This is a genomic window from Azoarcus indigens (assembly GCF_004361735.1).
GTDB lineage: Bacteria > Pseudomonadota > Gammaproteobacteria > Burkholderiales > Rhodocyclaceae > Azoarcus > Azoarcus indigens.
On the sequence record NZ_SNVV01000024.1, the window covers coordinates 61623 to 78302 of the forward strand.

General features: G+C 66.2%; 15 protein-coding genes. 10 read left to right on the forward strand and 5 right to left on the reverse strand.

Features of this window, described 5'->3' with window-relative positions; genetic code table 11:
- The first annotated feature begins 1 nt into the window (after position 1).
- Positions 2 to 865 (forward strand): ParB/RepB/Spo0J family partition protein, encoded by an 864-nt coding sequence (locus C7389_RS20800; protein ID WP_133594582.1) that lies wholly within the window; start codon positions 2 to 4, stop codon positions 863 to 865.
- Between the two features lie 28 nt (positions 866 to 893).
- Here C7389_RS20800 and C7389_RS20805 read toward each other — a convergent pair whose 3' ends face one another.
- The 5 genes from C7389_RS20805 to C7389_RS20825 form a co-directional block, all read right to left on the reverse strand.
- Positions 894 to 3641, reverse strand: a complete 2748-nt coding sequence (locus C7389_RS20805; protein ID WP_162851798.1) for a DUF2339 domain-containing protein — start codon at positions 3639 to 3641, stop codon at positions 894 to 896.
- 19 nt (positions 3642 to 3660) lie between these two features.
- A complete protein-coding gene (locus tag C7389_RS20810) occupies positions 3661 to 5544 on the reverse strand; it encodes an MFS transporter (protein ID WP_133594584.1) in 1884 nt (627 codons plus the stop codon).
- Positions 5541 to 6818 carry an amidohydrolase family protein gene (locus tag C7389_RS20815; protein WP_133594585.1) on the reverse strand — a complete coding sequence of 426 codons (1278 nt, stop codon included), beginning with the start codon at positions 6816 to 6818 and terminating at the stop codon, positions 5541 to 5543. The genes C7389_RS20810 and C7389_RS20815 overlap by 4 nt, the downstream gene beginning before the upstream one ends.
- Entirely contained in the window at positions 6818 to 8962 is a 2145-nt protein-coding gene (gene aas, locus C7389_RS20820; RefSeq protein WP_133594586.1) for a bifunctional acyl-ACP--phospholipid O-acyltransferase/long-chain-fatty-acid--ACP ligase, read from the reverse strand. The genes C7389_RS20815 and aas overlap by 1 nt, the downstream gene beginning before the upstream one ends.
- Before the next feature lie 91 nt (positions 8963 to 9053).
- The gene (locus C7389_RS20825) at positions 9054 to 9320 is read right to left on the reverse strand and encodes an ArsR/SmtB family transcription factor (RefSeq protein ID WP_246034918.1); all 267 of its coding nucleotides are present in this window, start codon (positions 9318 to 9320) and stop codon (positions 9054 to 9056) included.
- Positions 9321 to 9573: 253 nt separating this feature from the next.
- On the opposite strand from C7389_RS20825, the gene C7389_RS20830 reads away from it, so the two are divergent.
- The 9 genes from C7389_RS20830 (at position 9574) to C7389_RS20870 (ending at position 16471) form a co-directional block, all read left to right on the forward strand.
- Complete coding sequence (locus C7389_RS20830; protein WP_133594598.1) at positions 9574 to 9912, forward strand: ATP synthase subunit I; 339 nt, start codon at positions 9574 to 9576, stop codon at positions 9910 to 9912.
- Positions 9913 to 9914: 2 nt separating this feature from the next.
- Complete coding sequence (gene atpB, locus C7389_RS20835; protein ID WP_133594588.1) at positions 9915 to 10766, forward strand: F0F1 ATP synthase subunit A; 852 nt, start codon at positions 9915 to 9917, stop codon at positions 10764 to 10766.
- A gap of 62 nt (positions 10767 to 10828) precedes the next feature.
- Positions 10829 to 11074, forward strand: coding sequence for a F0F1 ATP synthase subunit C (atpE, locus tag C7389_RS20840; protein ID WP_002925444.1), 246 nt, complete (start codon positions 10829 to 10831; stop codon positions 11072 to 11074).
- 40 nt (positions 11075 to 11114) lie between these two features.
- Positions 11115 to 11588: a F0F1 ATP synthase subunit B gene (locus tag C7389_RS20845; protein WP_133594589.1), complete on the forward strand. Its 474-nt coding sequence runs from the start codon at positions 11115 to 11117 to the stop codon at positions 11586 to 11588.
- A 3-nt stretch (positions 11589 to 11591) separates the two neighbouring features.
- Positions 11592 to 12125 carry a F0F1 ATP synthase subunit delta gene (locus tag C7389_RS20850; RefSeq protein ID WP_133594590.1) on the forward strand — a complete coding sequence of 178 codons (534 nt, stop codon included), beginning with the start codon at positions 11592 to 11594 and terminating at the stop codon, positions 12123 to 12125.
- A 13-nt stretch (positions 12126 to 12138) separates the two neighbouring features.
- Entirely contained in the window at positions 12139 to 13677 is a 1539-nt protein-coding gene (gene atpA, locus C7389_RS20855; protein ID WP_133594591.1) for a F0F1 ATP synthase subunit alpha, read from the forward strand.
- A gap of 21 nt (positions 13678 to 13698) precedes the next feature.
- A complete protein-coding gene (gene atpG / locus C7389_RS20860) occupies positions 13699 to 14568 on the forward strand; it encodes a F0F1 ATP synthase subunit gamma (RefSeq protein WP_133594592.1) in 870 nt (289 codons plus the stop codon).
- A 24-nt stretch (positions 14569 to 14592) separates the two neighbouring features.
- Positions 14593 to 15993 (forward strand): F0F1 ATP synthase subunit beta, encoded by a 1401-nt coding sequence (atpD, locus tag C7389_RS20865; RefSeq protein WP_133594593.1) that lies wholly within the window; start codon positions 14593 to 14595, stop codon positions 15991 to 15993.
- Positions 15994 to 16045: 52 nt separating this feature from the next.
- Entirely contained in the window at positions 16046 to 16471 is a 426-nt protein-coding gene (locus C7389_RS20870) for a F0F1 ATP synthase subunit epsilon (protein ID WP_133594594.1), read from the forward strand.
- The last annotated feature ends 209 nt before the right edge of the window (positions 16472 to 16680 follow it).

The window sequence follows — 16680 nt, forward strand, 5'->3', positions numbered from 1 at the left end:
CATGACCCCACCCAAACTCAAAGGCCTGGGCCGCGGCCTGGATGCCCTGCTGGCCGCCAACCGCGACGACGAAGCCGAGAAGGGCGAGCTGCAGACGCTGCCCGCCGACGCCCTGCAGCCGGGCAAGTACCAGCCGCGTACCCGCATGGACCCCGGCTCGCTGGAAGAGCTGGCGGCCTCCATCAAGGCCCAGGGCGTGATGCAGCCCATCCTGGTACGGCCGATAGCGCCGCGGGACGGCCAGCCGCGCTACGAGATCATCGCCGGCGAACGGCGCTGGCGCGCGTCGCAGATCGCCGGCCTGCTGGAAGTGCCCTGCCTGGTGCGGGAGATTCCGGACGAAGCCGCGCTGGCGATGTCGCTGATCGAGAACATCCAGCGTGAAGACCTCAACCCGCTGGAAGAGGCCGCCGGCATCCAGCGCTTGATCGACGAATTCCACATGACCCACCAGCAGGCCGCCGACGCCGTCGGCCGCTCCCGCCCGGCGGCGAGCAACCTGCTGCGCCTGCTCAACCTCGCCCAGCCGGTGCAGGAGCTGCTGATGGCGGGGGACATCGACATGGGCCACGCCCGCGCGGTGCTGCCGCTGGACGGTGCCGGCCAGATCCAGCTCGCCAACCAGGTCGCGGCAAAACAGCTGTCGGTGCGCGACACCGAGCGCCTGGTGCAGCAGATCCTGAATCCGCGCCTGAAGAAGGCCGCGCCGGCGCCCGACCGCGACCTGCTGCGGCTGCAGGAGGAGCTCTCCGACGCCCTGGGCGCCACCGTGCAGATCAAGGCCAACAAGAAGGGTGCCGGCGAAGTCAGCATCCGCTTCGGCAGCCTGGACCAGCTCGACGGCCTGCTCGGCCGCCTGCGCTGAGCCGCGCCGCGGCATACATCATCCACAGCTAGGCCGGCGGCGCGCCGTTGTCGGCCGCCTTGCTGTCCGCCTTGTCGCCCTCTCGCGGCGGCAGCGGCGAGAAGTAGCCCACCACCAGCAACACCACGCCGGCGCTGATGAAGGCGACGATGCGTTCCAGGGTGCCGCTGGCCGCCATGTCCACCAGGAAAAGCTTGGCTACCACCGCCGCCATCAGCCCGGCGCCAGCCAGCCAGGGCAGGCGGCTGCCGCGGCGGTTGGCCAGCAGCATCAGGCTCAGGCCGAGCAGCGCCCAGAACAGCGACAGCCCGGTCTGGGCACGGCTGTCGGCGAGCAGCGCGAGCGGCTCCCAGGCCAGCCCGCCCAGGTGGTGCATGGCCCGCAGCAGCACGCCGTTGGCGACGATGAAGACCAGCGCGGCGAGCAGCCAGCGCAGGCGCTCCAGCACCGGGGCCGCCAGCAAGTGCTCCCGACGCAAGGCGCGCAGCCAGAGGGCGATGACGCCCAGTGCCGCCACCAGCACCAGCTCCAGCGGATTCAGCAGCGGTAGATAAGAAAAAGGTGCCGGATCGCCGGCGCTGGGCAGCTGCAGCGCGAGGCTCCACAACGCCAGACCGGCAGCCAGTGGCGCGCCGGCGGAGAGCAGGTAGGCCGCCCGCCACTGCGTCATCGGCCAGCGCTGCCCGCGCGACAGGCGGACCAGCAGGCCCAGCAGCAAGGCCACCGGCAGCGCCAGTGCGGCCAGTGCCCAGGCCCCGCCCAGCTCCGGCGTCTGCAGCCGCAGGCCGAGATCCCGCGCCAGCGCGACCGCGACCAGCACCACGCCGGCGCCATGCAGATGGCCGAGCAGCGGCGCCGGCAGCGGGCCGCGTTGCAGCGCGCGCAGCGCGTGGTAATGGGCGGTCAGCGCCAGCGGCCAGGCCAGCCAGCCCAGATGTTCCGAGGGCGGCACGCCGTAGCTCCAGGCCTGCAGCAGGTTCAGCACCATGCCGGCCAGCGGCAGCAGGCCTGCCAGTCGCAGTCCGCTCCAGTCCAGCCGGTCGGCGGCCCAGGTCGCGGTAGCCGCGGTGGCGGCGAAGAACAGCAGCTGGGCGGCCGGGCGCAGCCCGGTGTAGAGATGGGCATCGATTTCCGCCCAGCCGCCGGTGAGCCACCACAGCAGGGCCCAGCCCAGCAGGCCCAGGCCGACGGCCGGCGGGCAGCGTTGGGCTTCGCGATGGGCGAACCAGGCGCTCAGCAGGCCGGCGGCCGCGATCAGGCTGCTGCCCAGCCAGGCACTGTTGAGCAGCGGCAAAGCACGCAATTGGCCGCCCTGGCTCAGGGTTTCGGCGAACATCAGGCCGGCGCCCAGCTGCAGCAGCAGGCCAGCGGCGCTCGCCAGCCAGCGCCGCTGGCGCAGGCCGACCCACCACAGCGCCGCGCCCTCCAGCGCCCAGGCGGCGGCGCTCCAGTGGCCGCTTACCGCCAGCGGAATGGCCAGAGTGGCAAAGACGATGCCGAGGGCGAGCAGCGCGTCCCGCAGTGGGCTGAGTTCGCTGCGGCGACGGCGGTGCAGCCCGGCGGCGAGCAGCAGGTAGAGCGCGCCGGCGGCGGCGGCGCTCCAGGCCAGGCCATAGCGCATGTCATGCACCAGCGCCGCCTGCAGGCCGAAGGCCACCGCCGGCACCGCGAACAGCAGCAGGGTGTCCACCCGCGGCGCATGCCGCCAGGAATAAGCCACGGCGGCGGCGAGATACATCAGCCAGAACAGCAGCAGGAAGGGTTCGACCGAGCCGAAGTGGGCCGGCTGGTAGTAATGGAAGCCCCAGGCGAGGCCGATGCCGAAGGTAAACAGCGCGCCGGTGAGGTTGAGGCCGCGCCAGGCCCGGCGCCAGGCGAGCAGCAGGATGCCGGCGTTGAGCAGGGCGTAGTAGCCGAACAGCTGCACATGGTTGCCGGCGCCGGTAGAGGTGAGGATGGGCGCGGCGAAGCCGCCGGCGCTGCCGATGATGGCCAGCACCGGCGCGTCCTGCCGCAGCGCCAGCCAGGCGCTGACGGCGACCAGCGCCACCATCAGCGCCAGCGCCTGCCCCGCCTCCAGCAGGCCATACAGCCGCAGCGCGGCGAAGCTCACCAGGTAGAGCACCGCGATGCCGCCGCCCTGCAGGCTGAGGGCGTAGCCGCGGCGGCGTTCGCGCAAGCGCCAGCCCACGGCCGCCAGCACCAGGCCGACACTGGCAATGCCGCCCAGCCGCAGCGCTGGCGACAGCTGGAAGTTCTCGGTGGCGTAGCGGGCGAGGAAGGCGAGGCCGAAGAACAGCACCAGCAAGCCGGCGCGCACCATCAGGTTGCCGCCGAACAGCCAGGCGCGGAAGCGCTCATGAAGGGCGTCGAGATCGAAGCTGCTGTCGGCGCCGGCTGGTGCTGGGCGCGTCGTGGCCAGCGGAACTGGTGCAGGTGCAGCGGGCGTGGTATCGCTTGTGGCCGCAGGCAGATCGAGGTCGAAGTGCAGCGTTTCCTCCGCCGCTGTCGATACCGGTGCGTTGGCCGGTTGGGATGGAAGCGGAGGCGGCACGAGGGCGGACTGCGGCTGCGCCATGCCCTGTCGCAGCTGCCTGCGCAGCGCAACGAGCTCCGTCTCTAATGTCGACAGGCGTTTCTCCTGCTGGTCGAGGCGGTCCTGCCGCAGTTGCAGGCTGCCGACCAGCCCGCCCAGCAGCGCACCGGCCAGCAGGCCGGGGGCTTCGCCCAGCCACCCGGCTGCGGCGCCGGCGAGTATCCACAGCAGTAGTTTCATCGCCGGCATTCTCTCTCGATCAGGCCTGGGCGCCGCGCAGCTCGGCGACGCGCCGTTGCAGAGCATCCGGCGTGGCCTCGGCGGCAGCCAGCGCCTCGCCGCATACCAGCTCGATGCGGTTGAAGATGCCTCGGCGCAGCGGCCGTGTCATCGCCTTGCCGCCCTTGCGCGAGAAGAAGCTGCCCCACAGTCCGCGCAGCGCCATCGGCACCACCGGCACCGGGTTGCGCGCCAGGATGCGGCGCACGCCGGGGCGGAAGGTATCGATCTCGCCGTCGCCGGTCAGGCGGCCTTCCGGGAAGATGGCGATCAGCTCGCCGGCATCCAGCGCGGCAGCGATGTCGTCGAAGGCGCGGGCGGCCATCACCGGATCGGCCTTGGGCGACGTAATGGGAATCGCCCGGCTCTCGCGGAACAGGAAGCGCAGCAGCGGCCAGCGGAAGATCTGGTGGTGCATGACGAAGCGGATGGGGCGCGGGCTGGCGGCCATGATGACCAGCGCGTCGACGAAGCTCACATGGTTGCACACCAGCACCGCCGGCCCCTTCTCCGGCACATGGTGGATACCCTGCACCTGCAGCCGGTAGATGCTGTGCACCAGCAGCCAGACCAGGAAGCGCAGCAGGAACTCCGGTACCAGGGTGTAGATGTAGATCGCCACCGCGACGTTGAGCAGGCCGGTGACGAGGAAGAGTTGCGGCCCGTTCAGCCCGGCGGCGAGCAGGCCGGCGCCCATGCCGGCGGCCACCACCATGAACAGGGCGTTGAGGATGTTGTTGCCGGCGATGATGCGGGAGCGGTGCTCCGGCTCGCTGCGGCTCTGAATCAGCGCATACAGCGGCACGATGTAGAAGCCGCCGAAGATGCCGATGGCGAGCAGGTCGAACAACACCCGCCAGGTGCCGGCGCGGGCCAACAGTTCGGCGATAGGCGCGGCGGCGGCCGCGGGGCTGGCCCATACCGGGCTGGCCCACCACAGATCGAGGGCGAATAGCGACAGGCCGATGGAGCCGAAAGGCACCAGGCCGATCTCCACATGGCCGGTGGACAGCCGCTCGCACAGCAGCGAGCCGATGCCGATGCCGATGGAGAACACCGCCAGCAGCATCACCACCGCGTTCTCGTCGCCGCCCAGTACGTCCTTGGCATAGGCGGGAAACTGGGAGAGGAAGACCGCGCCGTAGAACCAGAACCAGGAGATGCCGAGGATGGCGAGGAAGACGCTGCGGTTGCCGCGGGTGAAGCGCAGGTTGCGCCAGGTTTCGGTCAGCGGGTTCCAGTTGATGCACAGCGCCGGCGCGGCGGCCGGCGCGGTAGGGATACCGCGGCAGGCGAGGTAGCCCAGCACCGCCAGGATTACGACCACCGCCGATACCCACACCGTGCCGTGCTCCATCGCCACCAGCAGGCCGCCCGCCAGGGTGCCGATGAGGATGGCGATGAAGGTGCCGGATTCGACCAGCGCGTTGCCGCCCACCAGTTCATCTTCCTGCAGGTGCTGCGGCAGGATGGCGTACTTCACCGGCCCGAACAGGGCGGATTGGGCGCCCATCAGGAACAGGCAGGCCAACATCAGCGCCAGCGACTCCAGCGCGAAGGCGAGGCTGGCGAGCGCCATGACACCGATCTCCAGCAGCTTGGTGAGGCGGATCAGCCGGCTCTTCTCGTACTTGTCGGCGATCTGGCCGGCGGTGGCGGAGAACAGGAAGAAGGGCAGGATGAAGAGCCCGGCGCACAGGTTCACCAGGATGCCCGGCGGCAGCGTGGTGTAGCGCGCGGCCTGGAAGGTGAGCAGCACCACCAGCGCATTCTTGTAGACGTTGTCGTTGAAGGCGCCGAGGAACTGGGTGAAGAAAAAGGGCAGGAAGCGGCGTTGGCGCATCAGCGCGAACTGGTGACTCATGCGGCACTCCGGTTGGAATCGACCAGATGATCCATGAAATGGCGGCGTGTTTCGAATATCGCGGTGGCAAGGCTGCGGCCGCGCGAGCGTAACCGGCGCTTGAGGGCGAGGTCGAACAGGATGGGATTGTGGTGGCGCAGGCGCTGCAGCGCGGGCACCGCGGCGGCGTCCAGCAGCCGTTCGCTCACTAGCCGTTCCAGCGGGATCAGCGGCACGATGCCGGGCAGCGGGTAGTCGCTGCCGAACAGCAGACGCTGGTGCCATTCCTGGCGCTCCACCAGGCTGCGGATGACTTCCGGCTCGCGGTTGGCGAGGGTGATGGCGGAGATGTCGCCGAGCAGCAGGCCGGCATGCCGGGGCTCGTCCATCATGCGGGCGAAGAGGTCGAAGGTGGGCAGGCGCGGGCCGGCATCGCCGCCGTGATCGGTGTCGATGTCGCTGCCCAGGCTGCCGCAGTGGGCGACCACCACCCGCACGCCATGCTCCAGCGCGCGGCGCAGGCGCAGCGGGCTGGACCACTCCGGCCGGCCCGGGCCATGCACCGCGCGCTCCTCGCCGACGTGGGTGATCAGCGGCAGTTGCAGCCGCGCCAGTTCGGCGTAGAAAGCGTCGCAGCGCGATGAAGCCGGGTCTATGCCCATCACCGGCGGCAGCCACTTCACCGCGCGGGCGCCCTGGGCCGCGGCGGCGCGCAGGGCGGAGACCGCGTCTTCCCGCCAGGGGTGGATGGAGCAGGCCCACTCGAAATGCTGCGGCAGCGCTGCGGCCACTTCGCGGGCATAGGCATCCGGCACGTAAAGGCCGCTTCCCAGCGGCAGCGGGCGGCCGTCGGCATCGTGGGCGCGGTCGAAGGCATACAGCAGCAGCTTGAAGCCCGCGGGCGCGGCCAGGCAGAGGTTGTGCAGGCGGGCGATGTAGCTGTCATCAACCCGGCCGGGCGCCTGATCCACGCAGCCGGCGTTGAGGTAAAACAGCTTCTGCGCGTATTGCTGGGGATGCAGCAGCGAATCCATCGCCGGGGAGACCTCGATGCCGCGGCCGGAGTCGCCAGTGCCGGCGAGGTGCACATGCATGTCCCAGACGGCGCTGGCGTTCACGCCTTCCCAGGCGGCGGCGAGCAGGTCGTGGACTGCGGGATCGGCGGGCAGATCAGCCAGGCAGCTGTTCAGCAGCCTGGCGCGGGAGGCCACGGCCGCGCCCAGGCCGGCGGTGAGGGCAAGACCGGCGCCGGTGAACAACAGCCGGCGGCGCAGCGGCGAGCGGGGCATGTCCATCAGGCGGCCTCCGCCCATTGCTTCAGGGTTACATAGTCGATCTTGCCGGTGCCCAGCAGCGGCAGCGCCGGCACGGCAACGATGCGCCGCGGCACCGCGAGCTCCGGCCAGCCGCCGGCGCGGGCGGCGCCCTGCAGTTGCTCGCGGTTCAGCGCGGCATCGGTGGAGAACAGGATGATGTTCTCGCCGCGCGCCGCATCGGCCAGCGCGGTGGCGGCGTGGCTGGCATGCGGTGCCGCCTGCACCGCCAGCTTCTCCACTACTTCCAGCGATACCATCTCGCCCGCCACCTTGGCGAAGCGCTTCACCCGGCCGACGATGCGCAGGAAGCCGTCGTCGTCGATATCCACCACGTCGCCGGTCTCATACCAGCCGGCCCCCAGTTCCGAGGTGGCCGGCTGCAGCTCGCCCGGCCGTTCGAAGCGCAGGTAGCCGGACATCAGGTTGGGGCCGCGCACATGCAGCATGCCGCCGCGATCTATGCCCGGCACCGGGATCAGCTTGGCCTCCACGCCCGGCAGCAACTGGCCGACGGTGCCGCTGCGATAGGCCATCGGCGTATTGACTGCCAGCACCGGCGCAGTCTCGGTGGCGCCGTAACCCTCGAAGATGCGGATGCCGAACTTCTCGAACCAGGCCTCCCGCACCGACTCGGCCAGTTTCTCGGCGCCGGCGATGACGTAGCGCAGGCGGTAGAAGTCGTAGGGATGAGCGAACTTCGCGTAGTTGCCGAGGAAGGTGCCGGTGCCCAGCAGTACGGTGCAGCCACGGTCATAGGCCAGCTCGGGAATCACCCGGTAGTGCAGTGGCGAGGGGTAGAGGAAGACGTCCGCGCCCGACAGCACCGGCAACAGGGCGCCGCCGGTGAGGCCGAAGGAGTGGAACAGTGGCAGCGCGTTGAGCATGCGGTCCTCCGGCGAGATGTCGATCACCGCCCGCACCTGGGCGATGTTGGCCAGCAGCGCACGCTGGGCCAGCACCACACCCTTGGGCTTGCCCTCAGAGCCGGAAGTGAACAGCACCACCGCCGGGTCCTCCGGGGACAGCCGGCTGGTGGCCAGGCGGGGGAAGCGCAGCGCCCACAGCAGCAGCCATAGCTTGTCGCCCAGCGTCACCTTTTCCCGCAGGTCTTCCAGATAGATCAGCGCCACGCCGGTGAGCGCCGCCAGCTTCTCCTCCAGCCGCGCCTGGGTGGCGAAGGCGCGCGAGGTGATGACGGTGCGCAGGCAGGCGACGGTGCAAGCCGCCTGCAGGCCATCGGCGCCGGCGGTGTAGTTCAGCATCGCCGGCACGCGGCCGAAGGCATTGAGGCCGAAGATCAGGCCCAGCGTCGGCGCCAGGTTGGGCAGCAACACGCCCACGCGCTCTCCACCGGCGCTGTGGCGGGCGGCGAGGCGGCCGAGCATCAGCGTCATCTTCAGCAGATCGCCGTAGCTGTACTCGATCTGCTTCATGTCCTCGACCACCGGCCGGCTGCGCCCGTGGATGGCCGCGGCATCCAGCAGGGCTTCGAACAGCGTCTGCTCGGGGCGGGAGGCGAACAGCATCTCCTGCATCAGCCGGCGCATGGTCTCGCCGGCGAGGCGGCGGCGCTGGCGCGCGGTGGGTGCTGGCGGCATGTCGATGCGGGTGGCCGGCTGCAGGTTCAGCGTGATGCGCGGCAGCAGGTGTCGCGGATGGCGTCCGGCGACGCGGGAAAAGTGGCTGCGGCCGGCGCCCTCCACCCGCAGCGGCAGCACGGTGGCGCCAGTGCGCGCGGCGACGAAGGCCGGGCCTTCGTAGACCTTCATCAGGCTGCCAGTGGTGGTGATGCGGCCCTCGGGGAAGATCACCACCGGCCGGCCGGACTCGAGCAGGCGGATCACCCGCTTCATCGCCATCGGATTGGCCGGATCGACCGCCAGATGGTCCACGAGCGCCAGCACCGCCCGCAGCCAGAAGCGCCGGGTGACGCCGGTATGGACGACGAAGACTGGGTCGAGCGGCAAGAAGAGCCCGATCAGCAGGCCATCCAGGAAGGACTCATGGTTGGCGACGATCAGCAGGCGGGAGGCTGGCTGCAGGTGCTGCAGGCCCGTGATGCGGACGTGGAATAACAGGCGAAACACCAGGCGGAGGGCGGACTTCAGGACAGCTTTCAGCATGACGGCAAGGCCCCGGACGGGATGGAATGCCGCGCATCATGCCTATGTCGTGACTATATGTCTAGACATTTCGACGTATAGAGATCAACGGTCAGAGGTGCTCTTCAAGATAGGCTCGCGTGTTGTCGAAGGTCTCGGCCAGGAAAGGCTTGTTCACCCAGAAAAAGACTTCCTTGCCGACCTTCTCCGAACCCAGCACGCCGGCTTCGCGCAGGATCTTCAGATGGTGGGACACCGCCGGCCGCGACAGCGTGGACACTGCGACGATTTGGCTGACGTTGAGTCGCTCGCCGCGCTCAAAGGTCAGCAGGATGCGCTGGCGATGCTCGTCGCCCAGCGCGGTGAAGACGCGGGACATGTGCTGCCATGCTTCAGGAATGGCTCGGGAATAGTCCGTGTTCATGTCCAAATGTTCATGAAGGTGAGCATGAATTGTCAATCCGGACGACTTTGGTGCGGAGCCGCAAAATGCAAAGGCCCTCCCAGGTAAATGGCTATGCCGAACTGCCAAAAAGCCTGGGTTTCAGGTTTGACTTTGATGTGGTTAACCCCTAGTATGCGCGGGATTTTTCGGCGGCCACCCCGTGCCGGCTGATGCCGGTGAAATTGCGATGCTGAAAGCGGTACTCCTTCAGTTGGGTGCGACCCTCCTGGCAACGGCCATCGCGGCCTTTTTTTTCGGGCTGCGCGGGGCGATTTCCGCTGCCGCAGGCGGTATGGCGTGTGCCTTGCCAGGATGGGTGTTTGCGCTGCGGCTGAGGATGCTGGCGAAAAGATCCGGGGCTAGTGTGGCTGCTTTCGTCGTAGGCGAGCTCATCAAGGTCGTCTCGATAGTGGGATTGTTGGCGTTGATTCTGGTCCTGTATCCGGACGTCCATTGGGGCGCTCTGTTGATTGGACTGATTCTGGCGCTCAAAGCGAATTTATTTGCATTTTTGGTGAAAACCTGACCATGGCTACAGAAGGGCACGCTCCCACCGCATCCGAGTACGTCGTTCACCACCTGACGCACCTCAACAACACCGGCCACGCGCAGCAGAACATCGTCGATTGGACCGTCATCAACCTCGATTCGATGTTCTATTCCATCGTAATCGGCCTCGTCACCGTCTTCATGCTGTGGCTCGCTGCCCGCAAGGCTACTTCCGGCGTTCCGGGTCGCTTCCAGGGGTTCGTGGAACTGCTGGTCGAAATGGTGGCCGATCAGGCCAAGGGCATCATCCACAGCGCCGAATCCCGCAAGTTCGTGGCCCCGCTGGCCCTTACCGTGTTCGTCTGGATCTTCCTGATGAACGCGATGGACCTGCTGCCGGTGGACCTGCTGCCGCGCATCTGGGAAGGCATCTACGCGGCGGGGGGCGGTGATCCCCATCACGCCTACCAGCGCGTTGTCGCCACCGCAGACTTGTCGGCTACGCTGGGCATGTCCTGCGGCGTGCTGCTGCTGTGCCTCTATTACAACGTCAAGATCAAGGGTTTCGGCGGCTGGGTGCATGAGCTCTTCACCGCGCCCTTCGGCAACCACCCTCTGCTCTACCCGGTGAACTTTGCGATGCAGATCATCGAGTTCGTCGCCAAGACCGTATCCCATGGCATGCGACTGTTCGGCAACATGTACGCCGGCGAGCTGATCTTCATCCTGATCGCGCTGCTGGGCAGCACCGCCACCGTGTTCGGCTTCGTCGGCCACGTGGTTGCCGGGTCGATCTGGGCGATCTTCCACATCCTGATCATCACCTTGCAGGCCTTCATCTTCATGATGCTGACCCTGGTGTACATCGGTCAGGCCCACGAAGGTCACTGATCCCGTTTTCGCAGTACTGGTTTCAAAGCTTCAACCATCTTTACTTTAACTAAGGAGTCGTCATGGAAAACGTTCTGGGTTTTGTTGCGCTGGCTGCTGGTCTGATCATCGGTCTGGGCGCCATCGGTGCTTGCATCGGTATCGGCATCATGGGGTCCAAGTACCTCGAAGCCTCCGCTCGTCAGCCCGAGCTGATGAACGCGCTGCAAACCAAGATGTTCCTGCTGGCCGGCCTGATCGACGCCGCCTTCCTGATCGGCGTCGGTATCGCGATGATGTTCGCCTTCGCCAACCCGTTCCAGCTCTGATCGGTTCGAGTTCCTCTAACATCACTGAGGGCCTAGAACAGTGAATCTGAACGCAACCCTGATAGCCCAGCTCGTTGTGTTCTTCATCCTGGCGTGGTTCACGATGAAATTCGTGTGGCCGCCCATCGTGAAGGCACTCGACGAGCGCGCGAAGAAAATCGCGGATGGGCTGGCAGCTGCGGATAAGGCCAAGGCCGATCTGGCTCTCGCCGAGAAGAAGGTCGTCGAGGAACTGCGCAAGGCCCGCGAATCCGCGGGCGATGTGCGGGCCTCCGCTGAAAAGCAGGCGAGCCAGCTGATCGACGAAGCGCGTGCCGAAGCCTCCCGCATCGTGAGCCAAGCGCGTGAAGCCGCGGAAGCCGAAGCCGGTGCCGCCGCCCAGCGCGCCAAGGAAGCCCTGCGCGACCAAGTCGCCAACCTGGCGGTTGCCGGCGCGGAGAAGATCCTGCGCCGTGAAATCAACGCCCAGGTGCATGCCGAGCTGCTTGCCAACCTGAAACAGGAACTGCAATAAGTCATGGCCGAGAACGTCACCATCGCGCGCCCCTATGCCGATGCCGCCTTCGAGCTGGCTCGCGGGGCAGATGCGCTGGGGCCTTGGTCGGAAGCACTGGATCGGCTTGCCTCTGTGGCGGCCGATTCTTCCATGCGGGCCTGCATCACCGATCCCAATCTGTCGACCGACCAGCTGACGAAGCTGGTCGAGGACGTGGCCGGTAACCTGTCCGCCGAACAGCAGAACTTCGTCCGCATCCTCGCGGAAAACGAACGCCTGCAGGTGCTTCCCGAGATCCGTGACCTGTTCGTTGCGCTGAAGAACGAACAAGAAGGTGTCCTGGAGGCTCAGATCGCCTCCGCCTTCCCCCTCGACGATGCCGCCCTGGCTGCACTGAAGGCCGACCTGGAAGCCCGCTTCCATGCTCAGCTGAACGTGACCGTCAGTATCGACCCCCAGCTCATCGGTGGGGTCCGCATCGCCGTCGGCGACGAAGTGATCGACGCCTCGGTCCGCGGCAAGCTCGCGAACATGGCCGCTGCGCTCAAGAACTAGGAGTTATCGCAAAATGCAACTCAACCCCTCTGAAATCAGTGATCTGATTAAGAGCCGGATTCAGAACCTGCAGCTCGCCGCCACGTCGCGCAACGAGGGCACGGTGGTTTCCGTCACCGACGGCATCACCCGTATCCACGGCCTCACCGACGTCATGCAAGGCGAAATGCTGGAGTTTCCCGGCAACACCTTCGGTCTGGCGCTGAACCTCGAACGCGACTCCGTTGGTGCGGTGGTGCTCGGCGAATACGAGCACATCACCGAAGGCGACACCGTCAAGGCCACCGGCCGCATTCTCGAAGTGCCCGTCGGCCCTGAGCTGATCGGCCGCGTCGTGAACGCGCTGGGTCAGCCGATTGACGGCAAGGGCCCGATCAACGCCAAGCTCACCGACAAGATCGAGAAGGTCGCGCCGGGCGTCATCGCCCGCCAGTCCGTCTCCCAGCCGGTGCAGACCGGTCTGAAGTCGGTTGACTCCATGGTGCCGATCGGCCGGGGTCAGCGCGAGCTGATCATCGGTGACCGCCAGACCGGCAAGACCGCCGTGGCCGTCGATGCCATCATCAACCAGAAAGGCCAGGACATGTTCTGCGTCTACGTGGCGATCGGTCAGAAGGCTTCGACCGTTGCCAACGTGGTGCGCAAGCTGGAAGAGCACGGTGCGATGGAATACACCATCGTCGTCGCCGCGACCGCTTCCGAGTCCGCCGCCATGCAGTACCTGTCGGCCTATGCCGGCTGCACCATGGGCGAGTACTTCCGCGACCGTGGTCAGGACGCGCTGATCGTCTATGACGATCTGACCAAGCAGGCCTGGGCGTATCGCCAGATCTCCCTGCTGCTGCGCCGTCCGCCGGGCCGCGAAGCCTACCCGGGCGACGTGTTCTACCTGCACTCCCGCCTGCTGGAGCGCGCTGCGCGTGTGAACGCCGACTACGTCGAGAAGTTCACCAATGGCGAGGTGAAGGGCAAGACCGGTTCCCTGACCGCGCTGCCGGTGATCGAAACCCAGGCGGGCGACGTGTCCGCCTTCGTTCCGACCAACGTCATCTCGATCACCGACGGCCAGATCTTCCTGGAAACCGACCTGTTCAACGCCGGTATCCGTCCCGCGATCAACGCCGGTATCTCGGTGTCCCGCGTCGGTGGCGCCGCCCAGACCAAGGTCGTGAAGAAGCTGTCCGGCGGCATCCGTACCGACTTGGCCCAGTACCGCGAACTCGCTGCGTTCGCCCAGTTCGCTTCCGATCTGGATGATGCGACCCGCAAGCAGCTGGAGCGTGGCCGCCGTGTTACCGAGCTGATGAAGCAGGCTCAGTACGCACCGCTGTCCATTTCCGACATGGCTGTGACCCTGTACGCGGTCAACAACGGCTACTTCGACGACGTCGAAGTGTCCCGCGTGCTGGCGTTCGAATCCGGTCTGCAGCAGTTCGTGAAGTCCAAGAATCCTGACCTGGTGGCCAAGATCGCAGCGACGAAGGAACTCGATGGAGAAGGCGAGAAGGCTCTCGTTGCCGCCATCACCGAGTTCAAGAAGAGCTGGGCCTGAGGCCGCTGACGGAGACGGAATATGGCTAGCGGTAAGGAAATCCGTACCAAGATCAAGAGCGTGCAAAACACGCGCAAGATCACCAAGGCCATGGAAATGGTGGCCGCATCCAAAATGCGCAAGGCGCAGGACCGGATGCGTGCTGCCCGTCCCTATGCCGAGAAAATCCGCCGACTCGCCGCGAACCTGTCCCAGGCCAATGTGACCGATTACAAGCACCCCTTCCTGGTCCAGAAGGACCAAGTCAAGCGGGTGGGGCTCATCCTGGTGACCACCGACAAGGGGCTTTGTGGTGGTCTCAACACCAACGTCCAGCGTATCGCGCTGAATGCCATGAAGGAATGGGACGCCGCTGGCGCCACCGAGATCCGTGCCTGCTGCATCGGCAACAAGGGTTTCGGCTTCATGCAGCGTATGGGGGCGAAGGTGGTGTCGCATGTCGTGCATCTTGGCGACACGCCGCACCTGGAAAAGCTGATCGGTCCGGTCAAGGTGATGCTCGACGCGTTCCAGAACGACGAGCTCGACGCGGTTTACGTGGCCTACACGCGCTTCATCAACACCATGAAGCAGGAGCCGGTGCTGGAGCAGCTGCTCCCGCTGTCGGGCGACAAGCTCGGCACGCCGGATACCTCCTGGGATTATCTCTACGAGCCGGATCCCCAGGTGGTGATCGACGAAATGCTGGTGCGTTACGTCGAAGCGCTGGTGTATCAGGCGGTCGCGGAGAACATGGCGTCCGAACAGAGCGCGCGCATGGTGGCGATGAAGGCCGCATCCGACAATGCCAAGAACGTGATTGGCGAACTGCAGCTGGTCTACAACAAGACCCGGCAGGCCGCGATCACCAAGGAGCTGTCGGAAATCGTCGGTGGCGCCGCCGCGGTCTAACGGATTATTGATTAAGGAAAGACGATGAGTAACGGTACTATCGTTCAGTGCATCGGCGCGGTGGTGGACATCCAGTTCCCGCGCGACGCGATGCCCAAGGTGTATGACGCCCTGAAGCTTGACGACGCCACCGACTCCTTTGCCGAAGTTGGCTTGACCTTCGAGGTCCAGCAACAGCTCGGCGACGGCGTGGTGCGTACGATTGCCCTGGGTTCCTCCGACGGCCTGCGCCGCGGCATGAAGGTGTCCAACACCGGCAAGCCGATCTCGGTGCCGGTTGGCCACGGTACGCTGGGTCGCATCATGGACGTGCTCGGCCGCCCGATCGACGAGGCCGGCCCGGTCGAGACCGACGAGCTGCGCGCGATCCATCAGAAGGCCCCGAAGTTCGACGAACTGTCCCCGTCCGTGGAACTGCTCGAGACCGGCATCAAGGTTATCGACCTGATCTGCCCGTTCGCCAAGGGCGGCAAGGTCGGCCTGTTCGGCGGCGCCGGCGTGGGCAAGACCGTGAACATGATGGAGCTGATCAACAACATCGCCAAGCAGCACTCGGGCTTGTCGGTGTTTGCTGGCGTGGGCGAGCGTACCCGTGAGGGCAACGACTTCTACCACGAGATGAAGGACTCCAACGTTCTCGACAAGGTTGCGATGGTGTTCGGTCAGATGAACGAACCCCCGGGCAACCGCCTGCGTGTTGCGCTGACCGGCCTGACCATGGCCGAGCGTTTCCGCGACGAAGGCCGCGACATCCTGTTCTTCGTGGACAACATCTACCGCTACACCCTGGCCGGTACCGAAGTGTCCGCGCTGCTGGGCCGTATGCCTTCCGCGGTGGGCTACCAGCCGACGCTGGCGGAAGAAATGGGGCGTCTGCAGGAGCGCATCACCTCCACCAAGGTCGGTTCGATCACCTCCATCCAGGCCGTGTATGTGCCCGCGGATGACTTGACCGACCCGTCCCCTGCCACCACCTTCCTGCACCTGGACTCCACCGTCGTGCTGTCGCGTGACATCGCCGCCCTGGGTATCTACCCGGCGGTCGATCCGCTCGACTCCACCAGCCGCCAGCTGGATCCGCTGGTTGTTGGCGAAGAGCACTACAGCGTGGCTCGCCAGGTTCAGCAGACCCTGCAGAAGTACAAGGAATTGCGCGACATCATCGCGATTCTGGGTATGGACGAACTGTCCCCGGAGGACAAGCTCGCCGTGGCCCGCGCGCGTAAGATCCAGCGCTTCCTGTCGCAGCCTTTCCACGTTGCCGAAGTCTTCACCGGCTCTCCCGGCAAGTACGTATCGCTGAAGGACACCATCGCCGGCTTCAAGGCGATCGTCAGCGGCGAGTACGATCACCTCCCCGAGCAGGCCTTCTACATGGTCGGCGGCATCGAGGAAGCGATCGAGAAGGCGAAGAAGCTGCAGTAATGCGCCCTCCGTGCGGGCCTTTGGGCCCGTGCGGTTTTGAAGAGGACATACCATGGCAATGACGGTTCACGTCGACATCGTCAGCGCGGAAGAGCAGATCTTTTCCGGCTTGGCGGAGTTCGTCGCGCTGCCGGGCGAGGCGGGCGAGCTTGGCATTCTGCCTGGTCACATGCCGCTGATGACCCGGATCAAGCCGGGCGCAGTGCGGGTGAAGGTGCCGAATCAGGTGGAAGAAGAACTGGTCTTCGTCGCTGGCGGCATGCTGGAGGTGCAGCCGGGTCTGGTGACCGTGCTGGCTGATACTGCCATCCGCGGCAAGGACCTGGACGAAGCCAAGGCGCTGGAAGCCAAGAAGAAGGCCGAGGAAGCGCTGGTCAACCAGGGTTCCGAGATCGACTATGCCAAGGCTCAAGCCGAACTGGCCGAGGCGGTGGCGCAACTCGCTGCGATTCAACGTCTGCGCAAGCGCGGCCACTGACACGCTGTGCGATAGGAGCCTCCCTCGGGAGGCTCCTATAAAAAGAGGTTCTTCGCGCAATCTGGGGGAAGTAGTGGTTGACGGTTCGGAGGTTGGTAGATTGGCAGTCGCCAAACAAACCGATCCCCTTCCTCTTCCCCGTCATGCGCGATGCTATGTTGGGCGTGGTCTTCTGGGAAGGCCACGTCGTCGATTCATCTCAGGAGCAA